Here is a 26,737-nt window from a genome sequence, read left to right as displayed (position 1 = left end):
ACAGGAGACCACAGCAATGTTGAAAAAATCCCTGACTACCCTTTTGCTCTGTAGCACCCTCAGTTCCTTGGCAGTTGTGTTGCCCACCTTTGCAGGTCCGGCTAACCGTGGCATTGATTGGGGTGCCAAAGTGGAGAATCTCAATCTCACCCCTGAACAACGCCAAAACTTACAGGCGGTGCGGCAGCGATATCAAAGCCAAATAGAGGAAACCCGTGCCCAACTGCGCACTACCCAAGATGAACTGCGGCGGCTCATGGCCAGCAATGCTAGCGATGAGGAAATCCGGGCCAAACATGCCCAAGTGCAACAGCTTCATCAGAAACTGGCAACATTACGGTTTGAAAGCATGCTGGCCACACGGAAAATTTTGACCCCTGAGCAGCGCCAAGCCCTGGCAGAACGCCTGCAAAACCGTCAGGGTCAGCGGCGACTAGAGCGCTAGGCAACTGTTTTATAGGGCTTTGAGCTCTGTTGGCGGTCAGGGCATCAGGCTCTGGCCGTTTTCTTGCAATTGGCAAAAGTCTATGGCATCCTTACTCCCATATTCCCTGAAGGGCATGGGAAGTCCCGCACTGGGCTTTAAGGCAGGAGAGCCACTCAGCAACTTAAGATCAGCAATTTTGAGCGATGAAGTTCAGAATCTCTGTAGCGGCGCGATCGACGACGCCAGGAGTGCCCATGGCCGCTCGCATTTCCGCGTAGCCTGCCTGCATGGCCAATCGTTTTTCCGGGTGATCCAATAGGGCAAAAGCTGCCGCGGTGATGTTGTCAATGGTGGCGCGACCCTGTAGGAGCTCAGGGACAATTTCTCTGCCAACCAGTAAATTTGGAGGCGATACAAACTGGAGATCGAATTTGAGGAAGCGCTGATAAAGCCACAAACTCAGGGGATGCACACGGTAGATGACCACTTGGGGCACATTCAAAAGCGCCGTTTCTAAATTCACTGTGCCCGATTTGGCGATCGCCAGATCCGCTGCCGCCAGAACTTGCAGTGAGTCTTCCGCAAGGGTGACGGAAATGGGATATTGCTTGAGAACTGCTTCAATGGCTGGACGATACTGCTGTAGAGACAATGGTAACCAAAAGCGGGCTTTGGGATAGGCTTTAGCGATATTCGTGGCAGCCCCTAAAATCAGTGGCAAGAGGGATTGAATTTCCTGTTTGCGCGAAAGGGGCAATAGGGCGATCGCCAGCTCATCGGCAGCAATGCCCAGACTTTGGCGCGCCACCTCACGACTTGGGGCGGCGGCAATACGATCCAACAGCGGATGCCCTACCCACACCACATTGGCCCCGTGACGGCGATAATAGCTGGCCTCCTCCGGAAAAACGGCCAGCAGGCGATCGCTGAGGGCAACAATCTGCTGGGTCGTCTTGAGGCTATGGGACCAGACCCACTCTTGGGGGGCAATATAATAGACAATTGGAATGGCAAAGTGCCGCCGAATAAACTGCCCCATGGCCACATTGCCACCAATGTAATCAATCAAAACCACCAAGTCCGGCGGATGCTGCTGTAGGTAGCGGCGTGCCTTTAGTTGGAGGGCGATCGTGGGTTTGATGAGAGGCAGGGCTTCTAGCAGTCCTACCGAGCCAATACTCCCCGTATTAAAGAGGACCTTTGCCCCTGCTGCTGCCATGCGATCGCCCCCAAGGGCAGAAATTTCCAAAGGAATTCCCCGCTCTGCAGCCAGGCGATAGAGTGCCTTCACCAGTAGCGCACCCTGCAAATCCCCGGAAACTTCCCCCGTACTAATGAACAAATGTGCCATCCCTAGCCCCGCACTGCCGCCACTGGTTGACAGAGTTGATCCGCAAATTCCTGTTCACTGGCGGCCATTTCTTGTACGGCTGTGGCCATAATCTCAGGGAGGGATTGTCCTGCTGCATATTGAGCCAACCATTGCTGAGCGGTATTTCCCTGTCGCAGGATTTTCTTGATCGGTGCCAGAAAGCAGCTAAAGCCCTGTGCTTTGGCGATTGGCCAGACCTCCTCATAGAGTTCTGCTATCCAGGCAGCTGCCGTTAGTTGCCGGCGATCGCGCCAGTGGGTCAACACCGCCTCAAGGCTACGTTTTGCAGCAAGCTGCTCATTCTCATCCGCCAGTTGTGCCAAGGTCTCGCGATCGCCCCAGCGCAAAGGATCCAGCTCAGGGGTGTCGAGCAATTGCAGCAGCCGCGCCTCTAGGAGAGCCGTAATGGCCAGTAGGGCAATGGGATCCGTCACCAAATCACAAATGCGCAGTTCCAGACGATTCAGATCGTAGGGCCGGCGATCGCCATTAGGACGCACGGCACTCCAGAGGTGCCGCACATTTTGCATCGTGCCCTGTTGAAGTTGTGCCTCCGTCCACTCAATAAAGTGGGCATGGCTAGTAAATAGGGGCACTTGGGGTGGAGTTTTGGGAAAGATGGCCCACCGGGTGGAGTGATAGCCCGTAACCTGGCCATCGAGAAACGGTGAAGCAGCACTGAGCGCTAGAAACAGGGGTGCCTCCAGCCGCACAAGCCGACAGGCACGCATCAACTCCTCTGGATCCCGCAAACCAATATTGATGTGGACACTGGCCGTCACCACCCGCGTGCCGTAGGTTTGCTCAATGTAGGTGTGATAAGGATTCTGCGGGTCAGAACGATAAAAGCGTTGAGTATCACCAAGACTCAGGGTACTGCCCGGAACCAGCGTGAAATCCCCCAAGGATTGCAGATAGGCCCGCAGCCGAAAGCGGGGGCGCAGCAAGTCACAGAGGGCTTGGTCATAGAGATACACAGGGGGTGTCGTAAATTCCACATTGCGGCTATCCGGTTCACGCACAAACCCCGGCAAGTCCCTCACAATGCGATCCGACAATCCCACAATCTCGCCTGTGGGTTTACCCGTATAGAGTTCAACCTCAAAGCCCTTTGACAGCATGGTAGCCCCTTACTGAGTTGGGTGAATGGGCAACCCCGCGTAAATGGGGAGTTTTTAGATACTTAGTCACAATACCACGCTCTCGCCCTTGCCGCATATATGAACAATATATGAACATTCGTGAAACTGCCACTGTAAGCATAACAATCTGATAGGATAGCCTGTAGTGCAAACTACACTGGCCAGTAGGAGTTTTTGCATGTTTGGTCAGCGGCGAGTCCAAGCAGATGTGCGTGTCGGGCGTCTCTTAGATCAATTGGGGATCCGTTACCAAGTGGATGAGGATGGCGATTATCGTGTTATTTTTGACCTAGGTAACGGGCGATCGCAACAAGCCTTTATTGACTCGCAGACCCAGCAACTGGGCAGCTACGAGATTCGCGATGTCTGGTCAATTGGCTACATCTCCGACGGCTATCTTGACCAGGAGATAGCTAACTATCTCTTAATCGAAAATAGCACTAAGAAAATTGGCGCTTGGGAATTGCGCCCCCTTGCTAATAATAAATACATTGCTGTGTTCTGTAACAAGGTCGCCGCTGATTGTGATGCAGAAGCCCTCAATATGAGTATCCGTATCGTTTTACAGGTGGCTGACGAATTAGAAAAAATTCTTGAGGCGGGCGATCGCCTCTAGTTTTTAGCTGTTCTAACCCATCCTCAGGAATGGTTACCGCCTAGGGTGACTCCAGATGCGAGCTGCTGGCTGATTCAAGCCCGCTGCCGCCACAACTCAACGGGGGTAAATCATTTCAAAAATAGAAAAAGATTTTTTGGGGTGTCCCTGCTGCATATTCCGACTCACTGCGCTGGCTAACACATTAGCTGCGATCGCCAGAAGCGCACCCTAGCGGGTTGGAGTGGACTCAATACTATGTGATATTATGTGCCAAATTAAAAGGAAAACTGAAGCAGCCAAAACCGATGCTCTTCAGAAGGAAGCACACGATTACACTAGCCATCAGCATATATTCATCGCCGTATTGAGCACTTCAGAAATCTACCCTTAGAGATGCTTTCAGAATCCTTTGTTCAAAATCTCACTACTCTTGGCCATAAAACAAAAAGAAAAGGATAAGCAGTGGGGGCATCTCGTTGGGACCGGTCTCGGAATTGCTGCGGCAGCGGGGGTCATCCTACTGCTATCTCAGCTCTTTTTGGGTAATCCATCTTAATTTGAATGGTGAAGCGCCATCCGGAAGAAAAAGCATGTACCACCCTTTTAGGGGGAGACTCTCCCTAAAACGCATCCTACCCCTACCTTGGGCGAAATAAAATGTGGTAGCATATCTGCTCTGGCATTATAGATAGTGTTTAGCTATGCCCAAAGTTCTGGTTTCCGATCCCATTGAACAGGTGGGGCTTGATTTGCTTGCCCAAGTGGCACAAGTAGATGTCAAAATCGGCCTCTCAGAGGAAGAATTGATCAAAATTATTCCCGAATACGATGCCCTCATGATTCGATCGGGAACCAAGGTCACGAAAGATGTGATTGAGGCTGCCAACCAACTGAAAATTATTGGCCGTGCTGGGGTAGGTGTAGATAACGTCGATGTGCCTGCCGCCACTCGCAAAGGGATCATGGTGGTCAACTCTCCGGAGGGCAACACCATTGCTGCTGCGGAGCACACCTTAGCGATGATGCTCTCCCTTGCCCGTCATATTCCCGATGCGAATGCTGCAGTTAAAGCGGGTCAGTGGGATCGCAAACGCTTCACAGGGGTCGAAATTTACAAGAAAACCCTTGGCATTATTGGCTTGGGTAAAATTGGCTCCCATGTAGCCACGGTTGCCCGGGCCATGGGGATGAAACTCCTTGCCTATGACCCCTATCTTTCAACGGAGCGAGCTGAACAACTGGGCTGCCGCCTTGTGGAGTTGGACGTTCTCTTTGCGGAGTCAGACTTTATTACACTGCACTTGCCGAAAACTCCCGAAACGCAGCATTTAATTAACGCCAAAACCATTGCCAAGATGAAGCCGACGGCTCGCATTATTAACTGTGCGCGGGGCGGCATCATTGATGAGGCAGCCCTTGTGGAAGCGCTCAAGAGTGGTAGGCTGGCGGGGGCTGCCCTCGATGTCTTTGAAAATGAACCCCTTGAGGCCGATTCTCCCCTGCGGAGTCTGGGAATGGAAGCTATCTTGACTCCCCACTTGGGGGCTTCCACTGAAGAAGCACAGGTGAATGTGGCTATTGATGTTGCTGAGCAAATTCGCGATGTCCTCCTGGGATTGCCGGCGCGATCGGCGGTGAATATTCCCGGCCTGCGCCCAGATGTCCTAGAAAAACTAGCCCCCTATATGCAGTTGGCAGAAACCCTTGGTAACTTGGTGGGGCAGTTGGCTGGTGGCCGGGTCGAGTCTCTGGAAGTCCGTTTGCAAGGAGAACTGGCCACTAATGACAGTCAACCCATTGTGATTGCTGCGCTGAAGGGGTTGCTCTCCCCAGCCTTGCGGGAGCGGGTCAACTATGTCAATGCTGGGTTAGAAGCCAAGGAGCGGGGAATTCGCGTAGTTGAGACTCGCGATGAATCGCAGCGCGACTATGCTGGCTCCCTGACGTTGATTGCCAAAAGCCCATCGGTGACGCGCTCGGTGTCTGGAGCTTTGCTCTCCCACAATGAATTGCGCATCACCAGTATTGATGACTTTCCCATTAGTGTGGCGCCAACCCGTTATATGCTGCTGACACTGCACCGCGATATGCCCGGCATTATTGGCAAGATTGGCACCCAGTTGGGGAGTTTCAATGTCAACATTGCCAGTATGCAGGTGGGACGCAAGATGGTGCGCGGCAATGCGGTGATGGTGATTAGCTTGGACGATCCCCTACCCGAAGGACTCTTGGAGGAAATCCTCAAGGTCCCCGGTATTCGTGATGCCTATATCGTGAATTTGTAGGCACGGTTGTGGTGCAGCGTTGGTGGGAAATTACCGTCACTTGCCAAGCTGAGGCGGAAGAGCTGGTCTATTGGCGCCTTCAATCCTTTGGCTGTCAAGGAACGGCAACTCAACTACAGCAGGGACGGGTGTTGATCCAAGGCTATGTGCCGCAGCAGCAGGTGACCTTACTGGACATTGCTGCCCTAGGGGTTTGGATTGAGCAGGATGTGGTGGCGCAGGGCTATCTCTCGCCAAAACTCCACTGGCAATTGGTGAACGAGCAGGATTGGGCCCATAGCTGGCAAGCCTATTGGCATCCGATAGCCGTGGGCGATCGCCTCCTGATTTGTCCCGCTTGGGAAATGCCGCCCCGCGATAACACGCGCTTGGTGATCAAACTGGATCCCGGCATGGCCTTTGGCACAGGCACCCACGAAACCACCCAGCTTTGCCTTGAAGCCCTAGAGATGCAGTTGGATCAGACCTTTGAGCCGCTGCCGCCTACGGTGATTGCTGATATTGGCTGTGGTAGCGGTATTCTGGCGATCGCCAGCCTCTCGCTGGGGGCACAAAAAGCCTATGCCGTGGATACCTCAGATCTTGCTGTCACCGCCACTCAACGGAATGCAGAACTGAATGGCATTGGAGCCGACCAGTTGATTGTCCGCCAAGGCAGTTGGGAGCAAGTTCTCGAACTCGTTGATGGGGTCGTCTGTAACATTTTGGCACCCGTGATTATTGAGATTCTGCCCCACTTGCCCGCAATTGTGAAACCCAAGGGCTGGGGTATCTTTAGTGGCATTCTCTTGGATCAAGCAGATCGTGTTGCAGAACAACTGAAACAGCAGGGCTGGAGCTTGGGCAGTGTCTGGCGACGGAACGAGTGGTGTTGTCTCAATGCGCGCTTTGAGCATTTGCCCGACTAAAGGGAGCTAGCTTTTCACCTTGGTCGCCGGTCGCACCAAAGAATAGGAGGTCATCACTTCCTGATAACAGGCCTCTAGGCGATCCAAGTTGTGACTAAGGCTATAGCGCTGCAGCACGCGTTGACGGGCTTTGTCCCCCAGGAGGCGAATCATTTCCGGATGTTGATAAAAAATGGGCAGCAGCGCTTGCAACTGCGTTTTCACATACTGGGGATTCAAGACAATGCCGGCACCGGTTAACACTTCACCATCAGCACCGACATCAGTGGCCAAGCAGGCCAAGCCACAGGCCATTGCCTCTAGGAGCGAAAGGGATAACCCCTCAATTTGTGAGGGCAGGATGAAGACATCACAGCCACGTAAAATTTGCAGCCGCTCTTGATCATTGATAATCGAGCCAAGCCAGAGAATATTTTGCTCCGGGCCATAATTCGCCATCAGTGAGGTCATCAGCGCACCACCCCCTACCATCAGCAACTTACAATCCGAGGGCATTTCTGCTGCGCACCAAGCGCGCAGGAGCGCTTCAACATTTTTCTCAATGGCCATCCGCCCTTGGTAGACATAGAGGTAGCGCGCTTTAAAGTCCTCTTTGGCCGTAGAAGGTCCTGGGGTATATTTGCGCGTATCCACCCCATTGGGAATCACTCGCAGGGTCTCAGCACCGACCCCAAGACGAATTAGCAGTTCCTTTTGCGATTGAGAAAAGACAATCACGCGGTCATAGCGAGCTAAAAAGGGGGCATAGAGCTGGTAAGTCATCAAGGCGGTGCCCGCCGTTAGGGTACGATACTTTTCGCTATAGGCAGGATGAAATGTGGCAACTAGGGGAATCTTTAACTCTTCGCAGATGTCGGGAAGAAAGAAATCGAGGGGGGACAGGGTCAATGAGGCGTGGACAATATCGGGTTTAAGTTTCTTGAGGGATTCAACCAGAACTTTGTTGGCTCGCAGGGAGGGCAGGGTATAGACTTGCGATTTATAGAGGCAAGGGAGCGTTACATCTGGCATCTCACCTTCGCGCTCGGCTTCCTGCTCATCCTCTTGGGCAAAATGCAGAAAGCTCACCTGATAACCGCGATCCAATAGGCCATTGGTAATTTCACGACTATAGGTGACATTGCCACAGGGGGGAGATTTTTTGCCAAGCCACGCGATATGTAAAGCCACAATTATTGATTCCTTATTTATGCGTTGTCCATGGAGCCTATTTATAGAGCAGTGGTACCCACTTGATCAATGATGCGAATGGGACCATTGACATCGCCGCTGAGAAACTGCCGTAAATAGGGATTATCTGTTGTCTGAGCTTCCCTTTGGGTTCCCTCCCAATAAATGCGCCCTTGATAGAGCAAAATCAAGCGATCGCCCGTGCGTTTAATCGTACTGTTTTGGTGGGTCACGACAACGTAGGCATGCCCCGTCTTCTGCTGTAATTCACGAATCAGATCCTCAATCACTGTCGAGGCAATGGGATCTAACCCTGCCGTTGGCTCATCGTAAAGCAGGAGATAGGGATCATCATCGGGGTCTTCCGGATTATCGACAATGGCACGGGCAAAGCTGACTCGCTTGCGCATTCCCCCAGACAACTGCGCTGGGTAGAGGTCTTCCATGCCAGAGAGACCGACCATCGCCAGTTTTTCACTGACAATTTCACGAATGCGGGCTTCGGGCAAACGGGTGTGCTGGTATAAATAAAAGCCAACATTCTCAGCAACCGTGAGAGAGTCAAAGAGGGCAGATTGCTGAAAGACCATGCTCATGCGCAACCGGCACAGACCATCCTGGCGCAAGCCTTGGCGGCGTTTACCGGCCACATAAACTTCGCCCCGATCAGGAGCGAGCAACCCAGCAATAATCCGCAGAATCGTTGACTTGCCAGTCCCAGAAGGTCCCAGAATCACAAGGGCATCCTGGGGATAAATCACTAAATCCACATCATTGAGGACATGCTTATTGCCAAAGGTTTTGCAGACACCGCGCAGCTCTACCAATGGTTCGGCCATGTGATCTATCCTTTAGCCAAAGGCTTCTAGTTGTAGATCTTCGATCGCTTGTAGTCCCCGTGCATCCCCCAGCTTAAACAGCGCTGCTTTGGCATCTTCTTGGACGCCCATATCACTGTCTTGTAGGGCAGCAATCAGTTGATCAATGGCTTGTGTGTAAAGGGGCCCAAGGGGAATTTTGCGACAGGCATGACCTAAGGCCCAAGCACAGTTACTACGCACAGCAGCGATCTCGTCCTGAGCCAAGGCGAGGGCAAGGGCAGGAATGGCAACCGTGGCCGCCTCTTCACTTGCTTCTGCCACCTGACCCAAGGAACTAGCTGCCCACAGGCGCACGGCAGAAATATCCGTTTGCAGGGCATGAATCAAGGGGTCAAGGGTTCGGCGATAAATTTCTGGCAAGGGAAAGCGGACACCACAGTTGCCCAAGGCCCAAACAATGCCTTTGCGGACATAGCCATTCCAGTCTCGCTCCAATTGCTGAATGAGGGCATCCACCGCTGCCAAACTGGGGTTACGGCCAAGGGCATAGGCCGCACTGACGCGAACAAGGGGACAGGGTTCTTGCAGGAGATGGATGAGATAGGGTGTGGCGCGTTCATCCTGCAATTCGCAAAAGGCGCGAGCTGCCAACATCCGCTCTGTCACGTCGGCAGAGGTCAGCAGGGGCAGCATGGCTTCAGGATCGGGGCGATCGCTTTCCTCATTCGGTAGCGCCGCTAGTGCATCCTCGGAACTGTCCAGAAGGGGGAAATCATTGTCATCCATACTGTTTAATCTACAGGATGCTTGGAATCCCGACTAGAGCGCACCGTTGACTTCCCCCCGAAAGCCATAGATTTGACGAGTGCCACCAAAGGCCACTAGTTGCACCACCCGCTCATCCCCCGGCTCAAAGCGAATGGCTGTGCCAGCGGGAATATCTAAGCGCATTCCTCGCGCTTGTTCACGATCAAACTGGAGGGCCGGATTGACTTCGTAAAAGTGGTAGTGAGATCCCACTTGAATCGGGCGATCGCCCCTATTGGCGACCGTTAAAGTCACCGTTGGCCGGCCAGCATTAAGTTCAATGGTTCCCTCTGCGGGGATCAGTTCACCGGGAATCATGGGGGTCTCAGCCCATCTCTCAAGGTATCCCTATCCTAGGGGTAGAGGCGCACCCGCTGCCAGTGGTCTCCTTGGCGACGATAGCACAGGCGATCGTGGAGGCGATTGGGTCGCCCTTGCCAAAATTCAATCAGAGTTGGGAGGACACGATAGCCTCCCCAATGCGGTGGCCGAGGGACATTTTCGCCGTAGCGGGCTTCCACTGCCGCAAGGCGGGCTTCCAGCTCGGCGTAGGACTCTAAAACCTCACTCTGCTCGGATGCCCATGCCCCCCAACGGCTACCCAGGGGACGACTTTGAAAGTAGGCATCAGACTCCGCTGCACTAATTTGCTCAACATTGCCCTCAATGCGCACCTGCCGCTCTAGCTCTGCCCACCAAAACACAAGGGCGGCCTTGGGATGGGCGGCCAATTCCCGACCTTTGCGACTGCGATAGTTCGTGAAAAAGACAAACCCGCGATCGTCCACTTCTTTGAGCAACACTAGTCGGGCAGTGGGCATCCCATCAAGGCCAACTGTGGCCAGTGTCATCGCATTGGGTTCTGGTAACTCGGCGTTGACAGCATCCGTAAACCAGAGGCGAAACTGTTCGATGGGATCCTCGGCAGCCTCGCTTTCGAGGAGACGCTGACGACGGTAATCACGGCGCAGATCAGCAATGCGGGTCATGGGTTTTCTTTGGACTTCTTGCTTGGGGATTCTTCACTCATCCTAGAGGATTCCACGGGCGATCGCCGCCAGAGGGCGCGGAAAAAATAGCTCAGCAGTAAAAAAGTCACACCAAACCCCATGAATAGGAGTACTCGCCCCACCGGCGCAAGATTGAGGAGATCAACAAAGAAAAGCCGCCCTAAAGTAGTGATGAGGGTGATTAAAGCCACAGTGCGCACGGCGGAGCTGTCCCGTTGCAACCCAGTGATGAGCAGTCCCACGCCAAAGAGTCCCCACACAAGGGTGGCTGCCCCCGTGCCCAAGGGTGCTAGTTCGTGCTGAATCCAGATCATCGTCACCCCGTAGCCTAAGGTCCAGTACAGGGGGCGGGTGGGTGGGGGCAAAAAACGAATACTGACTGCTGCGGCGCCAAGCACCACCAAATGGGTGGCAAAAGCCAGATTCCACAGCGGGGGGCGATCGGCAGCGGTAAAAAGCAGTTGACCAACAAAGCCAAGGCTGAGTAGTCCCCACCAAAGATGGGCAATAACCCGCAGGGGGCGCGAGCAATAGTGTTGGCTTAGATAATGCAAAATCAGCCCTTCGATCGCCAGGGGTGCGAGGATAAAGCGATTGCTGTAGTAACGAACAACAATGCCAAAGGCAATCAGCACAAGTCCCGTCAAGCTATAGACCCAGCGCCAAGGGTGCGGTAGGCGTCGCCAGAGCAGACTGGTTCCGAGGTAGAGTACCCCAAAAAGGATAAACACCCGCCCCGTTATCGTTGCTGACCACTCCCAGAGGGAAGCACTTAAGCTGAGGGCAATCACTGGGTTAAAAGGGGCGATCGTTTGACCGTAGGGTTGTGGGGAAGTCTTTTGGGAACGATATAGCTCCACTGCCCTGTTGCGATCGCGCCACTGATACCAAGGGGGCAATACCGTAAAGCCCAACCAAGTCAACGCCAGAATTCCCTGTAACGCCACCATCTGATCAAGGTGCTGAGTGGTCATAGACACCCTTAACATCACCCATCCCAGCCAAAAGGCTGACAGCAGGAGCGATCGCCAGCCCTTCACTGCATAAATTGCCCAACTGCCTAAGAGGATTAAAAAGGTGTAACTGGCCAAGGCCAAAGGACGACTCATCTCTGGGTTGTAGAGCAGCAAGGGGGTCCCTAGGCCACCAACCCCACCAATCACTGCAAAAATGGCTCGATTTTGGCGCAAGGACATGAAAAACGCCCCGAGGGTCACCAACACCATCAATGGGAAAGCCACCCCCCAAGGCATGACGCTCAAAAACTGATAGGCAGCAAAGATCGTCAGGTAATAGGTTGCGAGGCCACCCCCCTGCAAAAACTGGCTAAAGATAGCTCGCCGCTGCAACCGCCAGCCCAACCCCATCAAGGCAGTGCCGATCACCAAACCCATGGCAACCAGAACCGCATCGGTAATCCAGCCCAATTCAACGGCATACCGAAAGAGAAAACCAATCCCCAACAGCAGCAGGCCAATGCCAAGACGGTTGAGCCACAGTTCCCAATTTTGTAGCCAGTCAGGTTGGGAAGGCGTCACTGGACGTAGGGGTGCCACCGATGGGAATTCAGGAGCTGGGGGTTGCGCTTTGATCGCAGCCGGTTCCTCCGGTGGCGTTGATTGGGTTGCAAGTTCTGGGACTCCAGAAGAGGAGAGGTCTTCACGGAAAATAGCGGTTTGCAAAATCTCGAGCGATCGCTGGAGAGCAGCCACAGCGGCTTCTAAGTTCTCCAGACGACGCCGCAAGTCATCCCTGTCTTCCATCATCTGGCTCCCTACGGACGATATCCCCGTTTTATGTGCTACAAGGGAGGGCAATTCCTTGGGCAATGCACTTTATGAAGTGGCTGGACGAGCACCCCAACAGGAGTAAAAGGGCAACAAAATTGGGTCAGAAATCGTCCTGTAACACACAGAAAAGGTTACAAAAAGCAAATTTTCTATTTCAGAAAAATTTTTATTTTTAGTGATCTGAGTCACAAAGACATTCGGAAATTAAAAACAATTTATTAAAGGTTTATAAAATTTTCTTATTTTCTTTTGCCAACTGTAAATTCCGTCAATGTGCCAGTCTGCGTAGGTTTTACCGACTTCAGCGGTTTTTTATTCTCTTTCAAAATGTTTGTCACGAACAAAATGCTCCTGATGCTTGATTCTAGGCCTTCGTGGTAGGTTGAAACAGTTCCGCGATGAGAGCGAACACGGCACCAGTAGGGGTTACCCCTGTGTGATGTTGGTGCCCTACTGTCCAGCCGTATGGATGCCCTTTTTAACGGACGCCTATGAAAAAAACGCTTTATGTGGGTCTGACAACAACCACGTTGGCTGTGTTGGGAATGCTTTCCAGTAGCCGTGCAACTACAAGCACGCCAGCCCCAGAATCTGTTTCAGCCCCCGCCGCCGTTGCCACCAAAGTTGGGGAACGCCAAGCCACTGCTCCAGCGACAACGCCAGCGATCGCCAGTCTCCATCGTCACCAACAGCAAGGCCGCGAAGCCGTAACCGTCTACTTGCGGGGGATTCCGGTACTCACCTTCTTGGGGCAGCGGCTAGCAGCCACGGAGAGGGTCAAAGTCGCTGCCGCTAATAGCGCTGGCATGCCAGAGCAAACCACCCTCTCAGAGGCAGCCCAACAGGCAACCCTTCTCACCGCTCGCCTCAATCAGCTCCACGAACAGGGCTTTGACGCCAATCTTGTGCGTGTGCGTTGGGATGCCCAACAACAGAACTATCGCATCTACGCCGATAAAGAACCTCTCCTGACCCTAAACAATCAGGTAATACTCCCGAATAGTTCACAACGCAGCGCTGAAAACGCCCTGCGAATTACCAACCTGATCCGACGCCAGTTGGGCAATGCTCCTGCTTTAACCAGCGTAGAGGGCAGCCCAAATACAGTTGTGGCCATGGGGCCAATTCGGATGCAGTTTACGGGCATTGCCTCGTGGTATGGCCCCGGCTTCCATGGTGCCCGCACCGCCAATGGTGAGCGATTTGATCAAAATGCCCTGACGGCTGCCCATCGCACACTGCCCTTTGGGAAACGGGTGCGGGTGACCAATCTCCAAAATGGCCGCTCAGTGGTGGTGCGGATTAACGATCGCGGGCCCTTTACGGGAGGGCGGGAAATTGACCTCTCGCGGGGGGCTGCTGCTGCCATTGGCCTCATTGGTGCCGGTGTCGGATATGTACGCATTGACGTTTTGGACTAACCCCCACCCCCCAAGGGCAAAGTGATAGAATGAACGACATGCTAGGGGTGTCTGCGGTCACCGCAGGCTGAGAGCAAACCCTTAGAACCTGAACCGGATCATGCTGGCGCAGGGAAGCTGTCTAGAGAGGATTCTATCAATGGTGCGTAGCCAATGGATTGCTGCCCGCAAAGGGCACGACAATGTCACCCAAATGCATTATGCCCGCCAAGGAATGATCACCGAAGAAATGCACTATGTGGCGCGGCGGGAAAACTTGCCCCCTGAATTGATTCGCGATGAAGTTGCCCGCGGGCGGATGATTATTCCCGCCAATATCAATCACCCCAACCTCGAACCCATGGCGATCGGGATTGCCGCCAAGTGTAAAGTCAATGCCAACATTGGTGCCTCTCCCAACTCCTCGAACCTGGAGGAAGAATTGGCGAAGCTGCGTCTAGCAGTGAAGTATGGTGCCGATACGGTGATGGATCTCTCCACAGGGGGAGGTGACCTTGACGCCATTCGCACCGCCATTATTAATGCCTCACCGGTGCCCATCGGCACAGTGCCCGTCTATCAAGCCCTTGAAAGTGTCCACGGCAGCGTTGAGCGGCTCACCCCTGAGGATTTTCTCCATGTGATTGAAAAGCACGCTCAGCAGGGGGTGGACTACATGACCATCCATGCGGGGCTTCTCATTGAATACCTGCCCTTGGTGAAAAACCGCATCACAGGGATTGTGTCTCGTGGCGGCGGCATTCTTGCCAAGTGGATGCTATATCACCACAAACAAAATCCCCTCTATACCCACTTCCGCGACATTATTGAGATCTTCAAAAAATATGATGTCTCCTTCTCCTTGGGGGACTCGCTGCGGCCGGGGTGTTTGCATGATGCCTCCGATGAAGCCCAACTGGCGGAATTGAAAACCCTCGGTCAACTCACCCGCAAGGCTTGGGAACACGATGTCCAGGTGATGGTGGAAGGCCCTGGCCATGTGCCTATGGATCAAATTGAATTTAATGTGCGCAAGCAGATGGAGGAATGCGCTGAAGCTCCCTTCTATGTCCTTGGGCCGTTGGTCACGGATATTGCCCCCGGCTATGATCACATTACTAGTGCCATTGGCGCTGCCTTGGCGGGTTGGTACGGCACGGCCATGCTGTGTTATGTGACTCCTAAAGAGCACCTTGGCTTACCCAATGCTGAAGATGTGCGCAATGGCTTGATTGCCTACAAGATTGCGGCTCACGCGGCGGATATTGCCCGTCACCGTCCGGGGGCGCGCGATCGCGATGATGAACTGTCGCGGGCACGGTACAACTTTGACTGGAACCGCCAGTTTGAACTGGCCCTTGATCCGGAGCGAGCCCGGGAATACCACGACGAAACCCTACCGGCAGATATCTATAAAACGGCTGAGTTCTGCTCCATGTGCGGGCCCAAGTTTTGCCCCATGCAAACGAAGGTAGATGCCGAGGCCCTTGCTGAGCTGGAGCAATTCCTCGCCAAGGACAAAGATCAAGTGAGTGCCTCTGCCTAGGGCATGGCCATTGATTTCAAGGGGGGGCTGATGGCGATCGCCCTCCTTTTTGATGTCACCAATGGTTTCCATGATGCCGCCAATGCCATTGCAACGGTGGTGGCCACCCGTGCCCTTTCCCTGCGCTCGGCGCTCCTCCTTGCTGCTGTGGCTAATTTTGGTGGTGCTTTCTTGAGTACGCGGGTGGCGCTAACCATTGAAGCAGGTATTCTCAACAGCACTGCCTTGGGTAGCCATTGGTTTGGCGTGATTAGTGCTGCACTCCTTGGTGCGATGGCCTGGAATTTGCTCACTTGGTATTGGGGCTTGCCCAGTAGTTCTTCCCACGCCCTTATTGGTGGCTTGGTGGGGGCAGCCCTCTTTCAAGTGTCACCCCAGATCATCTATTGGCAGGGAATTATTGGGTCGGTAGTCATTCCCATGGTCGTGTCTCCCTTGGTGGCGATCGCGGTCGGCCTGAGTTTCATGGCGCTTGTCGAGAAATGGCTGCAATGGCAAGACATTCCCCCAGAACACTGGCAACGGTTACAGATTCTCTCTGGAATGTTGATGGCAGTGGCCCACGGTGCCAATGATGCCCAGAAAACAATGGGGGTCATGACCCTTGCCCTGGTGAGTTGGGGAGAACTGTCTCCGGATGCCGGTGTCCCCGTCTGGGTGATTGCTGCCTGTGCCTTAGCGATCGCGCTCGGGACCTATGGCGGCGGCGAGCGCATTATCCACACCACAGGGGAGAAAATTACATCCCTTGACCCTGTGAGTGGCTGCTTAGCTAACCTGAGTGCCGCCTTAACAGTCGGAGCCGCTAGTCTAGTGGGCTTTCCCGTCAGTACCACCCAAGTCGTGGTGGGGGCAATTACGGGTGCCGGGTATCGCCATCAAGGGGAAGTGAACTGGCACGTGTGGGGCCAAATTTTCATGGCATGGGTGCTGACGTTTCCCGGTGCAGCCCTGCTGGCGATGGCAATCTCTTTTTGTCTAGCGCAACTGTAAGCCAAACTCAGGAAACCTGTGTGGGTTGCATCCGTTGGGCATACTCCCGAAAGCGTTCGAGATCCGCTTGCAGTGTACTTTCAACTACCCGACCCAAGAACAGGCGATCCATAATTTGTCCTAAGACTCCGGGAATTGCATAGGAGACCGAGAGCTTGACAATGGTGCTGCCCTGGCGATCGTAAAAGCGAATTGCCCCCCGATTGGGTAGGCCATCCACGGACTCCCATTGAATAATTTGGTGCTTTACTTGGCGGCAAATGCGCGATCGCCAGCTAAAGTGCCAGTTTCCCGTGGCCAATGTCCAGCGGGATAGCGTGGGGTCCTCTGCGGTGATGACCACCGATTCAATCCACTTCATCCACAGGGGCATTTTCTCTAGGTCGGACCACAGTGCCCAGACGCGATCAACATCAGCGGCCACTTCAGTCTGCACCGTATGCTCTAACCAACTCATGGGTGACCTCCTGCCAAAATCGCCTGGGCGGCTTGTCGTCCGGACATCGTCGCGCCCTCCATACTGTCAATGTAGTCCTGCTGCGTGTAGCTGCCCGCCAAGTAAAAGTTAGGAACCGGCGTCTTTTGGGGTGGACGATAGGGATCCATGCCGGGGGCTTCGCGATAGAGGGACTGCGCCAATTTGACGACACTGTACCATGTCATGTTGAGATGGCGCGACGAGGGGAAAAGTTCATGGACTTGGCGCAACACGTGTTGGGCAATCTCTTCATTGCTGGCCTTAATGAAGGGATCGCCGGGGGTGAGCACCACTTGGAGCAGAGAGCCTTGGCCTTCGCGATAGTAGTCCGCTGGGCTAGTGAGGGCCAAATCGGCAAAGCAGGAAAAATCGGCATCGGCGGTGTACAGCAGGTTATCAATACCCGTTGCCGCCACCTGTTTTTGTTTACTGGGGTCTTGCAGTTCCGTAACCCAGCCATCAAATCGCAGTTGGACCGTGGCCACAGGCACAGCCGCGAGCTTAAAGATGTTGTCGAAGGTTGGGTGCGATCGCCAGGCCTCTGGAATCAGGCGTTGAATCCCCGGCACATCACAGGCACACAGATAGGCATCCGCCGTCACTGTTTCCAGCGCTTCCCCACGGGGAATCAGCAAGCCTTCCACCTGCCAAGTGCTGGTATCCTCGCCGCGAAACAGAATTTCCTTGACGCGTCGCCGCAGATGAATTTTAGCCCCCCGCGCTTCAATATAGTTCACCAAGGGCTTGAGCAGGTATTCCGCTGGTGATCCTTTGAGCATACTCAGCCGTGAGGCGGTTGTTTTGGCGGCAAACATCATAAAGATCGTGAGCATACAGCGCGCAGACATGTGCTCAGTATCAATAAAACCCAAGGCGTAGGAAATAGGATTCCAGAGGCGTTTGAGGCTATTTTCTGAACCACCATGCCGCCGAAACCACTCCGCAAAACTCATGCAATCTAAGGCGCGAATTTGGCGCATCGCCCCCTCATAGTCCACCAGACCCCGCACCACAGGACTGGTGCCAAGGGCAATAGCATTAAAAAATTTATCGGCAGCAGAGAGTTGACGGGTGGTGAAGAAGGCCTTGAGACCGTTGAAGGGGGCGCCCAAGGGAAAGCGAAAATCCAGTTCCCCCACCTGACCCCCACAATTAATAAATGTGTGGGTATGTTCCTTGGGCAGTAGGTTGGCGATCGCCCCCACCTTGGTCATCAGTTCAAAGAGATTAGCGTAGTTGTAAAAGAAAACATGCAGCCCCATCTCAATGTGGTTGCCATCGGCATCTTGCCAACTGCTGACTTTGCCCCCCACAAAGGGACGGGATTCATAGATTTCAACACTGTGACCGGCATCCACCAAATCCACTGCGGCGGCTAAGCCGGCCAACCCTGCACCAACAATGACAACCCGCATCGGCGATCCCAGAAAACTTTACAGATTTTAACATTTTTCGCTCTCGAGCGCTTTCCCGCGCGTTAAGAAACTTGGCAGAGACCCTTGCCCCCCAGAACCCTCGTCTATGATCGAGGTAAGTTGAAGTTTTTGAATCGCTCACGCTCACGGTGTGCTTATGGCTACGCGTTGTGTCCTTGCCTTTCCCCTCTGGCAGTATTTGAACCAACGGCTATTTAGTCCGGGCTTTACCCTGAATCCCAAGCGGTTCTGGCGGCAGTATTACAATGCTTACCTCGAACGCTGCTGGCAAAAGGACTGTGCCTCCAAGGAAGAACCCTCCTGTTAATCATTCCACAGGTTCGCTAAAATGAGATAGCTCACTTTCCCGATCAAGATTAGGGACTTTTAGCTGTCGTCATTTTGGTTACCTTCGCCTGTTGGAAGACAAAAATACTATGGTTGCTTCGCCCCCCTCTGCCAATGCCACACTGAAACGCTCAAAAATTGAGACTCTCAAGGAACAGAGCCAACATCTGCGAGAACCTGTTGCCACAGAATTACTAGAACCAACGAATCGTTTTAGTGAAGAGGGTGTGCAGATCCTCAAGTTCCATGGCTCCTATCAGCAGGACAATCGCGATAACCGCGTCAAAGGGCAGGAAAAAGACTACCAGTTCATGCTGCGCACCCGCAGTCCAGCGGGCTATATTCCGCCGCAGCTCTATTTAACCTTGGATCGCTTGGCAGATGAGTATGGCAACCGCACGCTGCGAGCCACAACACGGCAGGGATTTCAGCTGCATGGCATTCTCAAGAAGAATTTAAAAGCAGCGATCGCTGCCATTGTCCGCAGCATGGGATCGACCTTGGGAGCCTGCGGTGATGTGAACCGCAATGTCATGGCGCCCCCCGCCCCCTTTCGCGATCGCCCAGAATATATCCTTGCCTATGAGTATGCCCACCGCATTGCCGATCTCCTAACACCCCAAACGGGTGCCTACTACGAGATTTGGCTCGATGGCGAAAAGGTAATCTCCGCCGAAGAGCACCCCGATGTCAAGGCAGCACGGCAGCGCAATGGCCATGGCACCATTTTCCCGAATAACGAAGAGCCAATCTACGGCGATCACTATATGCCCCGCAAGTTTAAGTGCTGCGTCACGGTGCCGGGGGATAATTCTGTGGATCTTTTCTCCCAAGATTTGACCCTGGTGGTGATTACAGATTCCCAAGGCCATCTTGAGGGGTTCAATATCTATGCCGGTGGTGGCTTGGGCCGCACCCACAACAAGGAAGAAACCTTTGCCCGCATGGCCGATGAAATTGGCTTTGTGCCAGCAGCAGATGTCTATGAGGCTGTGAAGGCGATCGTGGCGACCCAGCGGGACTATGGCGATCGCTATAATCGGCGCCACGCCCGTTTGAAATATCTGATCCACGACTGGGGGGTCGAAAAATTCAAGGCCAAAGTGGAGGAATACTTTGGCAAACCCCTCGAACCCTTTCGCCCGCTGCCGCCGTGGCGCTATCAGGACTTTTTGGGCTGGCACCCCCAAGGGGATGGCAAATTCTTCTATGGCTTGTCCATTGCCAATGGCCGCATCCTAGATCAGGGCAACTTCAGACTCAAGTCGGCCCTCAAGAAAATCGTTGAGGACTTTCATCTCCCCCTGCGGGTGACGCCCCACCAAAATCTGCTCCTGTGCGATGTCTCTCCCGATCAGCAGGCTGCGATTCAGCACCTCCTTGAGGAGCACGGCGTTCAGGATGTCAGGGCCATTGATCCCCTCCAACGCTATAGCATGGCCTGTCCAGCATTGCCCACCTGTGGCTTGGCCATTACCGAGTCGGAGCGGGCAATTCCGGGGGTACTGGAGCGGATTCGTCGCCTCATGGATCGGCTGGGACTGAAGGACGAACATTTTGTGATTCGGATGACAGGGTGTCCCAATGGCTGTGCCCGTCCCTACTTGGCGGAATTGGGCTTTGTCGGCATTGTGCCCGGCGCCTATCAAACTTGGTTGGGGGGAAGTCCCGATCAAACCCGCTTGGCAGCGGTCTACATTGAGCGGTTGCCTATTGCCGAACTGGAAACGGCCCTAGAGCCATTGCTGGTCTTTTATCGCGATCGCCGGCAGCGGGGAGAATCCTTTGGTGATTTTTGCCATCGGGTTGGTTTTGCAGCCTTGCGACAGTTTGCAGCAAATTACGTGCCCACTGCCACAACGAAGCGCTATCGCGTGGATGTGCGGGCTGATCAATACCAACAACTCAAGGAATTGGCAGCAGCACAGGGCAGGTCCCTAGCGGCGGTGACCCGTGAAGCCATTCAGCATTACCTTGAGCAATCGCGGCAAAACAAGCAAGGATAGGATTGCCTATCGGCTATAATGAGAAGTTGCCAAATAGGGCGGCATAGCCAAGTGGTAAGGCAGAGGTCTGCAAAACCTTTATCCCCCGGTTCGAATCCGGGTGCCGCCTTCGCCATTCCATCGCTTATCCAGCTCGCTGCTCAAGCCAATCTAAGAGTCGATGGATACCCCAGCAGTAGTCTGGATCACCCCAAAGGCGTTGGCACTTGCGATCGCTGGTAAAACCCACGTGACCCCCCTGTTCGGTCAGCAGCAGGGTAAGGGCAGGATTCCCCTCGGCAATAGTGAGCAGTTCGGGCACAAGACAGGGATCAAATAGGGGATCATCGGCGGCATAGAGAATCCATAGGGGTATTGTCAATTGGGGCAGCAGCGGCAAGGGACTGCTGGCAGCGTAATACTCGGCCACACTGCTAAAGCCAAGGCGGTCAATGACGAGGGCGGCGTCAAAACCGGCAATAGTGTCAATCTTGGCAACAGTGTTGAGATCAAAGATCTGAGGATAAAGGCGATGAAGGTGGCGAGCCAAGTGTTGGAGTTGACGACTGATGGCGCCTTCAAATTGCCGTCCCCAAAAAGTCTGGCCTAGGTAGGCAAGGGAACGATTGGAGTCAAGGTTGGGGCAGATGACCGCAGCCCCCCCAATCTCTGTTTTCCCTTGCTGTTGGGCATACCAGGCACCCCAAAGGGCTAACTGCCCCCCCAAGGAATAGCCAACCAACCAATAGGGAGGGGTATAGCCGAGGGCTTGACACTGCTGGGCGATCGCCACAAAGTCTTGTCCTTCATAGAGACCATCACTGGTTAACACGGGGGACAGTTCTGCGCTGCGCCCATGGGCACGCCAATCGAAAAGGAGGACATCAAAGCCGCGGGCAATCGCCCAATGGGCAAGGGTATGCAAGTACCATTGATTCTTGAGATCACCCGTAATGCCGTAGGTGGCAATGATGGTGCCGCGGGCTTGGCCAACCCGATACCCCTCACCGTACAGGGGCACGCCCTCAGCTCCATGGAAAACATGACTAGTTTGTGGTTGCCAAGGGTAGAGGCATCCCCAGCGTTGAACATAGGCGGTAAAAACGGTGTGGATCACGCCAGAGTGCAGCGGCAGGGGTGGCCAATAGGATAGGGATTGCATAGAATTTAGTCATCCATCGTAGGCAAAATGGGCAAGGTTGGGCGTTTTTGGTGATCATTGTGAGGCATGGGCGATGACACAGAGCAATCATCCGAAGCGGACAGAGCCCTACATCAGAGAAACCTGTCTGACAGATGTCCAAGCCAATCGCTTGCTAGATGAAGTCTTTGCCACTGTGGAGGCCAACCCCAATGAGCCAGAATCCCTAGCAGCGGTTTTAGAGCCTAAGCCTTCCCTCCCCGTCCCTTTTGAACCCACCACTCCTCCTTCGGAACCTTCTCGCTGGCTGCACTGTCCAGAGCCGCAGCCAACATTTTCTTGGGGCGATCGCTTTTTGATGGGGGTAGGCATTGCCTCCTTTGTACTGGGGGTTGGCCTCTGGATCAGCCTGAATCGCCAGCCGGTTGCAGTTGCCCCTGACGCTGCGGTGACCACAAGCACTAGCCCCGCCGACATGGCCTTTGCTGAGTATCTGCAAACCTCCCTGCAACTCCTTAGCCAACAGGTCGCCACCCCAACCCCTTCACCCCCCGCGATCGCCAGCAATTCCATGCCCAGCCCCACAGCCTCTGCCCCAACCGTTGAGCGCATCTACGTTCCCGTTTACCAAGCCCCCAGCCCGCCGGCGGTCCCACTGCCCAATTTACCCACGGTAACAGCGCCAGCACCGGCGCCGTCCCCCCCGCCGCCTGCTCCCCCCCAACATACCCTAGTGGGCATCCTCGAACTGGGCGATCGCTCGGTGGCGCTTTTTCAAAGCAATGGCCAAACGCTGCGCTTGAGTGTGGGCGACACCATTGGCAACGACGGCTGGCAACTGGTGCAGATTCAAAATCAGCGGGCGGTGCTACGACGTCAAGGGGAAGTGCGCTCCCTCACTGTTGGCCAAAGTTTTTAGGGAAGGGGCACCCATGAGCTTTTTTCGGGACCTAAATGCATTCCTAGAGCAAAAACTCGAGGACTTTATCCGTGCCAACCCTGAGCTTGAACTTAATCTGCTGCTCCTTGAGCTAGAAGATCAAGAACGGCAAACCCAAGAGCGCCTGTTACGGTTGCAACAGGAAGTCAATACCTGTGAACAGCAGATTTTAGGCCTTGTTTCCGAAATTCGCCGCTGGCGCGATCGCATCCAAACGGCGATGGCCGCTCAGCGCCCCGACCTTGTGGCATTGGCACAGCAGCGGGAGGCTGAATTACGCCGCCGCGGAGAGCAATTGTGGACCCAGCGTCTCGATGCCCTCAATCAAATTTCCGTTACCCAGCAGCTTTTGCACAAGATTCGCGATCGCCGTCAGGAAGTGATGCACCGCGTTCCTGCCGCCAGTGCGCCCCCGCCCCCACCCCCGCCGCGCATCAGCAGTGACCTCAATGATCCAATTGAAGCTGAGTTTCGCCGTCTGGAATTGCAAACTGCCCTTGAGGAACTGAAACGCTCCATGGGGTTATAGGGCAACAGACGTGGGACAATCGAGAACGCGGTTTTATCCAAATGTCCCATGGCGGTTATTCAGATTGCATCCGACGACACTTGGCAGATTCAGGCCGATGGCCATCCCCTGCGGGGTACCCTCCAAGTACCGGGGGATAAGTCCATTTCCCACCGGGCCCTGATGTTGGGGGCCATAGCAGAGGGCACCACCCATATCGAAGGATTGCTCGTGGGTGAGGATATCTGTAGTACTGCCTCCTGTTTCCGTGCCCTTGGTGTGGAGATTTCGGATCTCAATGCCACAGCAGTAACGGTGCAAGGCTTGGGCATTGGCCGCCTTCAGGAGCCGGTGGATGTGATGAATGCCGGCAACTCCGGTACAACGATGCGGCTATTGTTGGGGGTATTGGCAGCGCAAACGGGTCGCTTTTTTACGATGACTGGGGATGCTTCCCTGCGATCGCGCCCTATGGCCCGGGTCGTCACACCCCTCCTACAGATGGGTGCCCAGATTTGGGGCCGTCAACACCACAGTCGTGCCCCCTTGGCCGTTTTGGGACAGCCCCTAGAGCCCATCACCTACTACAGTCCCATTGCCTCCGCTCAGGTAAAATCAGCGCTATTGCTGGCCGCCCTCCACACCGAAGGCACCACCATTATTCGCGAACCCCACCGCTCCCGAGATCACAGTGAACGGATGCTTCAGGCCTTTGGTGCCCGTTTGAGCGTGGATGAGGCCACCTGTACAGTCAGTTTGGCAGGGCCGGCGGTCCTAAAGGGTCAGAAGGTCATTGTCCCCGGGGACATCAGTTCAGCTGCCTTTTGGTTGGTGGCAGCCTCTATTATTCCTGATTCAGAATTGCTGCTGACCAATGTGGGGGTCAACCCCACCCGCACCGGCATTCTCGATGTTCTTTGGGCAATGGGGGCAGAGATTACCCTTGAAAATGAGCGGCTGGTTACGGGAGAACCGGTGGCAGATCTGCGGGTGCGATCGGCGAGGCTGAAGGGCACCCATATTGGCGGTGAATTGATTCCCCGCGTGATTGATGAGATTCCCATTGTGGCTGTGGCTGCTGCTTTTGCAGAGGGGGTCACTGAAATTCGCGATGCGGCAGAACTGCGGGTGAAGGAGAGCGATCGCCTCAAGGCCGTGGCCACAGAATTGCAAAAAATGGGCGCTAAGGTCACTGAACTCAGGGATGGCCTCGATATTCAAGGGGGCGTGCCCTTGCAGGGCAGCCATCTGGAAACCTACGGCGATCATCGGATGGCCATGAGTCTGGCGATCGCTGCCCTCAATGCCAAGGGAACCAGTGAAATTCACAACGCCAGTGCAGCAGCGGTCTCCTATCCAGAATTTGTAACAACTCTGCAACAAATTGCTTGATAGCACAAAAATCCCAGTAATTCTTGGGAGAACTTCACTCAACACTAAACGCTGTATGCTAGCATCAAATAAATTGTTTTGGCATCACAATCGGGGCTTGCCCGATGTTGAATTCTGCGTACCCCTAGGTGATGGAGTGTTGGTGTTCCCGGGGATCGCTCGACTAAATTGTAAATTGAGCGCCAAAATGATACACAATCAATAAAATACGGTATCATAGTTTCACTTCTATCCTAGGAACGTTGCTCCCTTTAACTCAGGCTTTGGGCCCCCCTGACCTTCTGTTTTTGTTCAAAAAAAGTTGAGCTTTTTCATCATGGCAACAATTCAAGACTTCGTTCATGTTCAGGACCAATGGTCATTAGATGAGTTGGTGGAAATCGCCAACGAACTTTTGCCCCAGCACCTCCCCCAGGAGGACTCCAAAAACCGTGTTTTGGAAGAGGTCAACCCGCGGCTGGTGCGCCATTACACCTCCTGTAAATTGATTGACCGCCCCGCTCGCATTGGCCGCGAAGGTCGCTACGGCTATCGCCACCTTGTGCAGTTACTGGTGGTGCGGCGGCTGTTGATGGAGGGCTATACCGCAGGTGCCATTTACAAACTGGTGTATCGCATGAGCACCCCAGAACTGCGGGCCCTCCTTGAGCAGGGAGTGCATCTTCAATTGAATCCACCCCCAATCAACCCAGCTTTGGCCTTTTTGCAGCAGGTACAGGAGCGCTCCGAGCATCGCTATGGGGAGCCCATGCGCGTCAGTCCCACTATCAGCCGTCGCGAGGTGCCGCCCCCAAGCCATTCGCCGCAACCGGAGTCTTGGAAGCGCATTGAGGTGGCGCCCGGCTTTGAAGTTCATATTCGCGATGACTTTAACTTTCCCCAAATCAATCGCGATCAGGAAGCCCTGGTAAAACAACTGGTGCAATTGCTCTCTAGCTATACCCAACGCTAATGGAGAGCGCCAACCGAGATTGAATATCCTGTGTCGCGGTCAGCCCACCGGCGATCGCTATAATAACGCCATGGAAGGATGCCTCAACGATACGGATATCTACACGCTGTGCCAAACCCTTGCCATTGGCCAGCGCACTGGGGAACTGTACATCGAAGATGATGCCGGTCGTACGTGGCTTCTGTTTTTGAATCATGGTTATTTGGTTTACATTGCTGATCGCCACAGCCACAGTTTAGAGCGGTTGCAGGATCTGCTCTATGGACAGGACATTCCTTGGCCAACTCCCGATAGCTTCATCGAAAGCAAAGCCGGTGCCAGTTGGGTGGAATACGAATGCCTGTGGTGGCTCCTTGATTATTGCAAGCTCAATCAAATCCATAGCGTGTGGCGGGCGCTGCTGCGGGAGAGTCTCTTTGACGTTGTTAGCCTCAATCGCGCTTGGTTTAAGTTTTATAGTGCGAGTCCCCTCACTCCCCAATGGCACCATCTCTCCCTAAGGGCGCTACTCAATGACAGCCTGAGTCATCTGCAGGAATGGAAAAAACTGCATCCAGAATTGCGTTCCTTGGATCAATCCCTTGAACTGACGGATATTAAACCCACGGGCAACGATCCAGCAGATCAGTGGTTTCGTCAACTGGAGCCCTTTGTGCGCGCGCCCATCACCTTGCGCCGCCTGAGTCGACAACTGGGACGAGATGGCGTGACTGTGGGCAAACTCCTGCTGCCCTATCTTCATAAAGGGTACTTACAAGTCAGTTCTTGGGGAACCAATGGCCACACCCGTACATTTCCACCCCTTTCTTGGCGGCGATCGCCCCGGGTCGTGTGTGTGGACGATGCCGCCACTGTGCGTCAAGTGGTTGAGTCCACTCTGCAGGCCGCAGGTTATGAAGCCACAGCGATCGCCCACCCACTGACCGCCTTGAGTCTCATTTTCCAACTCAACCCCGATCTGATTTTCCTGGATATTGCCATGCCCGAATTGGATGGCTACGAATTTTGCACCCTCCTGCGGCACACGCCTCGCTTCCGCTATACGCCGATTATTATGCTGACTAGCCTCGTTGGTTGGAGCGATCGCCTGCGAGCCAAGGTGGCTGGTGCCACTGATTACCTCAGTAAGCCCTTTTCAACCCAAGAATTATTAACAATTACACATCATTACATTGGCGCAGCCCCGCCTGTAACCTCCTTAACAGACGAGTTTTTTAGCGACGTGCTAGAACCAAAGTCAGGTCTCGAGACGTCCCATTAACCTCCCCAGGTTGACTGTGATGAAGCTGTCATACTCTTGGGCTTTTAG

At 54.1% G+C, this 26,737-nt stretch carries 25 protein-coding genes, 1 tRNA gene and 1 riboswitch; of the genes, 15 read left to right on the top strand and 11 right to left on the bottom strand.

Features of this window, described 5'->3' with window-relative positions:
* Positions 1–445: Spy/CpxP family protein refolding chaperone (locus tag IGQ16_RS00460; RefSeq protein ID WP_297059823.1), on the top strand; the 445-nt coding region annotated here is incomplete at its 5' end.
* A gap of 169 nt (positions 446–614) precedes the next feature.
* Here IGQ16_RS00460 and lpxB read toward each other — a convergent pair.
* Both lpxB and gshA read right to left on the bottom strand, forming a co-directional pair.
* Positions 615–1,778 (bottom strand): lipid-A-disaccharide synthase, encoded by a 1,164-nt coding sequence (gene lpxB, locus IGQ16_RS00455; protein ID WP_297059822.1) that lies wholly within the window; start codon positions 1,776–1,778, stop codon positions 615–617.
* Between the two features lie 2 nt (positions 1,779–1,780).
* Positions 1,781–2,920 (bottom strand): glutamate--cysteine ligase, encoded by a 1,140-nt coding sequence (gshA, locus tag IGQ16_RS00450; protein WP_024123900.1) that lies wholly within the window; start codon positions 2,918–2,920, stop codon positions 1,781–1,783.
* A gap of 199 nt (positions 2,921–3,119) precedes the next feature.
* On the opposite strand from gshA, the gene IGQ16_RS00445 reads away from it, so the two are divergent.
* The 3 genes from IGQ16_RS00445 (at position 3,120) to prmA (ending at position 6,732) form a co-directional block, all read left to right on the top strand.
* The gene (locus tag IGQ16_RS00445) at positions 3,120–3,557 is read left to right on the top strand and encodes a hypothetical protein (RefSeq protein ID WP_024123899.1); all 438 of its coding nucleotides are present in this window, start codon (positions 3,120–3,122) and stop codon (positions 3,555–3,557) included.
* Positions 3,558–4,240: 683 nt separating this feature from the next.
* Entirely contained in the window at positions 4,241–5,824 is a 1,584-nt protein-coding gene (gene serA, locus IGQ16_RS00440; RefSeq protein WP_024123898.1) for a phosphoglycerate dehydrogenase, read from the top strand.
* A gap of 8 nt (positions 5,825–5,832) precedes the next feature.
* Positions 5,833–6,732, top strand: coding sequence for a 50S ribosomal protein L11 methyltransferase (prmA, locus tag IGQ16_RS00435; RefSeq protein WP_024123897.1), 900 nt, complete (start codon positions 5,833–5,835; stop codon positions 6,730–6,732).
* 6 nt (positions 6,733–6,738) lie between these two features.
* Here prmA and IGQ16_RS00430 read toward each other — a convergent pair whose 3' ends face one another.
* From IGQ16_RS00430 to IGQ16_RS00405, 6 genes are read right to left on the bottom strand one after another with little or no spacing between them, the layout of a single operon-like run.
* Positions 6,739–7,902 (bottom strand): glycosyltransferase family 4 protein, encoded by a 1,164-nt coding sequence (locus IGQ16_RS00430; protein ID WP_297041299.1) that lies wholly within the window; start codon positions 7,900–7,902, stop codon positions 6,739–6,741.
* Positions 7,903–7,943: 41 nt separating this feature from the next.
* On the bottom strand, positions 7,944–8,741 hold the full coding sequence (locus tag IGQ16_RS00425; protein ID WP_024123895.1) for an ABC transporter ATP-binding protein: 798 nt from the start codon (positions 8,739–8,741) through the stop codon (positions 7,944–7,946).
* A gap of 12 nt (positions 8,742–8,753) precedes the next feature.
* A complete protein-coding gene (locus IGQ16_RS00420) occupies positions 8,754–9,509 on the bottom strand; it encodes a HEAT repeat domain-containing protein (RefSeq protein ID WP_024123894.1) in 756 nt (251 codons plus the stop codon).
* A 33-nt stretch (positions 9,510–9,542) separates the two neighbouring features.
* Positions 9,543–9,848: an urease subunit beta gene (locus IGQ16_RS00415; RefSeq protein ID WP_024123893.1), complete on the bottom strand. Its 306-nt coding sequence runs from the start codon at positions 9,846–9,848 to the stop codon at positions 9,543–9,545.
* Positions 9,849–9,883: 35 nt separating this feature from the next.
* A complete protein-coding gene (pdxH, locus tag IGQ16_RS00410) occupies positions 9,884–10,519 on the bottom strand; it encodes a pyridoxamine 5'-phosphate oxidase (RefSeq protein WP_024123892.1) in 636 nt (211 codons plus the stop codon).
* Positions 10,516–12,306: a DUF2339 domain-containing protein gene (locus IGQ16_RS00405; RefSeq protein ID WP_297059818.1), complete on the bottom strand. Its 1,791-nt coding sequence runs from the start codon at positions 12,304–12,306 to the stop codon at positions 10,516–10,518. Before IGQ16_RS00405 ends, pdxH begins: the two co-directional genes overlap by 4 nt.
* A gap of 515 nt (positions 12,307–12,821) precedes the next feature.
* Here IGQ16_RS00405 and IGQ16_RS00400 point away from each other — a divergent pair.
* The 3 genes from IGQ16_RS00400 to IGQ16_RS00390 all read left to right on the top strand — a co-directional run bounded on the left by IGQ16_RS00400 (position 12,822) and on the right by IGQ16_RS00390 (position 16,269).
* On the top strand, positions 12,822–13,751 hold the full coding sequence (locus IGQ16_RS00400; protein ID WP_024123890.1) for a septal ring lytic transglycosylase RlpA family protein: 930 nt from the start codon (positions 12,822–12,824) through the stop codon (positions 13,749–13,751).
* A gap of 33 nt (positions 13,752–13,784) precedes the next feature.
* A riboswitch (TPP riboswitch) is annotated at positions 13,785–13,883 on the top strand.
* A gap of 10 nt (positions 13,884–13,893) precedes the next feature.
* Positions 13,894–15,276: a phosphomethylpyrimidine synthase gene (thiC, locus tag IGQ16_RS00395; protein ID WP_041429347.1), complete on the top strand. Its 1,383-nt coding sequence runs from the start codon at positions 13,894–13,896 to the stop codon at positions 15,274–15,276.
* Positions 15,277–15,279: 3 nt separating this feature from the next.
* The gene (locus IGQ16_RS00390) at positions 15,280–16,269 is read left to right on the top strand and encodes an inorganic phosphate transporter (protein ID WP_024123888.1); all 990 of its coding nucleotides are present in this window, start codon (positions 15,280–15,282) and stop codon (positions 16,267–16,269) included.
* A 7-nt stretch (positions 16,270–16,276) separates the two neighbouring features.
* On the opposite strand, the gene IGQ16_RS00385 is transcribed toward IGQ16_RS00390, so the two are convergent.
* Positions 16,277–16,726: an SRPBCC family protein gene (locus IGQ16_RS00385; protein ID WP_024123887.1), complete on the bottom strand. Its 450-nt coding sequence runs from the start codon at positions 16,724–16,726 to the stop codon at positions 16,277–16,279.
* Complete coding sequence (gene zds / locus IGQ16_RS00380) at positions 16,723–18,162, bottom strand: 9,9'-di-cis-zeta-carotene desaturase (protein ID WP_024123886.1); 1,440 nt, start codon at positions 18,160–18,162, stop codon at positions 16,723–16,725. The genes IGQ16_RS00385 and zds overlap by 4 nt, the downstream gene beginning before the upstream one ends.
* A gap of 157 nt (positions 18,163–18,319) precedes the next feature.
* Between zds and IGQ16_RS00375 the strand changes: the two genes are divergently transcribed.
* The 3 genes from IGQ16_RS00375 to IGQ16_RS00365 all read left to right on the top strand — a co-directional run bounded on the left by IGQ16_RS00375 (position 18,320) and on the right by IGQ16_RS00365 (position 20,625).
* Positions 18,320–18,490, top strand: a complete 171-nt coding sequence (locus IGQ16_RS00375; RefSeq protein WP_024123885.1) for a hypothetical protein — start codon at positions 18,320–18,322, stop codon at positions 18,488–18,490.
* Between the two features lie 109 nt (positions 18,491–18,599).
* Entirely contained in the window at positions 18,600–20,516 is a 1,917-nt protein-coding gene (gene sir, locus IGQ16_RS00370; protein WP_024123884.1) for a sulfite reductase, ferredoxin dependent, read from the top strand.
* Between the two features lie 37 nt (positions 20,517–20,553).
* Positions 20,554–20,625 (top strand) — tRNA-Cys (locus IGQ16_RS00365).
* Positions 20,626–20,640: 15 nt separating this feature from the next.
* Here the strand turns inward: IGQ16_RS00365 and IGQ16_RS00360 are convergent.
* Positions 20,641–21,657: an alpha/beta fold hydrolase gene (locus IGQ16_RS00360; protein WP_024123883.1), complete on the bottom strand. Its 1,017-nt coding sequence runs from the start codon at positions 21,655–21,657 to the stop codon at positions 20,641–20,643.
* A gap of 73 nt (positions 21,658–21,730) precedes the next feature.
* Here IGQ16_RS00360 and IGQ16_RS00355 point away from each other — a divergent pair, with 73 nt between their 5' ends.
* The 5 genes from IGQ16_RS00355 (at position 21,731) to IGQ16_RS00335 (ending at position 26,689) form a co-directional block, all read left to right on the top strand.
* Complete coding sequence (locus IGQ16_RS00355; RefSeq protein WP_297039872.1) at positions 21,731–22,555, top strand: hypothetical protein; 825 nt, start codon at positions 21,731–21,733, stop codon at positions 22,553–22,555.
* Positions 22,556–22,568: 13 nt separating this feature from the next.
* A complete protein-coding gene (locus IGQ16_RS00350) occupies positions 22,569–23,105 on the top strand; it encodes a TIGR04376 family protein (protein WP_024123881.1) in 537 nt (178 codons plus the stop codon).
* Between the two features lie 48 nt (positions 23,106–23,153).
* Positions 23,154–24,476 carry a 3-phosphoshikimate 1-carboxyvinyltransferase gene (gene aroA, locus IGQ16_RS00345; protein WP_024123880.1) on the top strand — a complete coding sequence of 441 codons (1,323 nt, stop codon included), beginning with the start codon at positions 23,154–23,156 and terminating at the stop codon, positions 24,474–24,476.
* A gap of 316 nt (positions 24,477–24,792) precedes the next feature.
* Positions 24,793–25,428, top strand: coding sequence for a MerR family transcriptional regulator (locus IGQ16_RS00340; RefSeq protein WP_297040999.1), 636 nt, complete (start codon positions 24,793–24,795; stop codon positions 25,426–25,428).
* Between the two features lie 19 nt (positions 25,429–25,447).
* Entirely contained in the window at positions 25,448–26,689 is a 1,242-nt protein-coding gene (locus IGQ16_RS00335) for a response regulator (protein ID WP_297059816.1), read from the top strand.
* The last annotated feature ends 48 nt before the right edge of the window (positions 26,690–26,737 follow it).

It is taken from the genome of Thermosynechococcus sp. M3746_W2019_013, from assembly GCF_015296045.1.
Lineage (GTDB): Bacteria > Cyanobacteriota > Cyanobacteriia > Thermosynechococcales > Thermosynechococcaceae > Thermosynechococcus.
Note: the sequence above shows the minus strand (reverse complement) of the source record. Positions and strands in the feature narration are given on the sequence as shown.

Bases quoted from the DNA above. Each gene is read 5' to 3' on its own strand.
- lpxB (WP_297059822.1), bottom strand. From the start codon at position 1,778: ATGGCACATTTGTTCATTAGTACGGGGGAAGTTTCCGGGGATTTGCAG.
- gshA (WP_024123900.1), bottom strand. From the start codon at position 2,920: ATGCTGTCAAAGGGCTTTGAGGTTGAACTCTATACGGGTAAACCCACA.
- IGQ16_RS00445 (WP_024123899.1), top strand. From the start codon at position 3,120: ATGTTTGGTCAGCGGCGAGTCCAAGCAGATGTGCGTGTCGGGCGTCTC.
- serA (WP_024123898.1), top strand. From the start codon at position 4,241: ATGCCCAAAGTTCTGGTTTCCGATCCCATTGAACAGGTGGGGCTTGAT.
- IGQ16_RS00425 (WP_024123895.1), bottom strand. From the start codon at position 8,741: ATGGCCGAACCATTGGTAGAGCTGCGCGGTGTCTGCAAAACCTTTGGC.
- IGQ16_RS00420 (WP_024123894.1), bottom strand. From the start codon at position 9,509: ATGGATGACAATGATTTCCCCCTTCTGGACAGTTCCGAGGATGCACTA.
- IGQ16_RS00415 (WP_024123893.1), bottom strand. From the start codon at position 9,848: ATGATTCCCGGTGAACTGATCCCCGCAGAGGGAACCATTGAACTTAAT.
- pdxH (WP_024123892.1), bottom strand. From the start codon at position 10,519: ATGACCCGCATTGCTGATCTGCGCCGTGATTACCGTCGTCAGCGTCTC.
- IGQ16_RS00405 (WP_297059818.1), bottom strand. From the start codon at position 12,306: ATGATGGAAGACAGGGATGACTTGCGGCGTCGTCTGGAGAACTTAGAA.
- IGQ16_RS00400 (WP_024123890.1), top strand. From the start codon at position 12,822: ATGAAAAAAACGCTTTATGTGGGTCTGACAACAACCACGTTGGCTGTG.
- IGQ16_RS00390 (WP_024123888.1), top strand. From the start codon at position 15,280: ATGGCCATTGATTTCAAGGGGGGGCTGATGGCGATCGCCCTCCTTTTT.
- IGQ16_RS00385 (WP_024123887.1), bottom strand. From the start codon at position 16,726: ATGAGTTGGTTAGAGCATACGGTGCAGACTGAAGTGGCCGCTGATGTT.
- zds (WP_024123886.1), bottom strand. From the start codon at position 18,162: ATGCGGGTTGTCATTGTTGGTGCAGGGTTGGCCGGCTTAGCCGCCGCA.
- IGQ16_RS00375 (WP_024123885.1), top strand. From the start codon at position 18,320: ATGGCTACGCGTTGTGTCCTTGCCTTTCCCCTCTGGCAGTATTTGAAC.
- sir (WP_024123884.1), top strand. From the start codon at position 18,600: ATGGTTGCTTCGCCCCCCTCTGCCAATGCCACACTGAAACGCTCAAAA.
- IGQ16_RS00360 (WP_024123883.1), bottom strand. From the start codon at position 21,657: ATGCAATCCCTATCCTATTGGCCACCCCTGCCGCTGCACTCTGGCGTG.
- IGQ16_RS00355 (WP_297039872.1), top strand. From the start codon at position 21,731: ATGACACAGAGCAATCATCCGAAGCGGACAGAGCCCTACATCAGAGAA.
- IGQ16_RS00350 (WP_024123881.1), top strand. From the start codon at position 22,569: ATGAGCTTTTTTCGGGACCTAAATGCATTCCTAGAGCAAAAACTCGAG.
- aroA (WP_024123880.1), top strand. From the start codon at position 23,154: ATGGCGGTTATTCAGATTGCATCCGACGACACTTGGCAGATTCAGGCC.
- IGQ16_RS00340 (WP_297040999.1), top strand. From the start codon at position 24,793: ATGGCAACAATTCAAGACTTCGTTCATGTTCAGGACCAATGGTCATTA.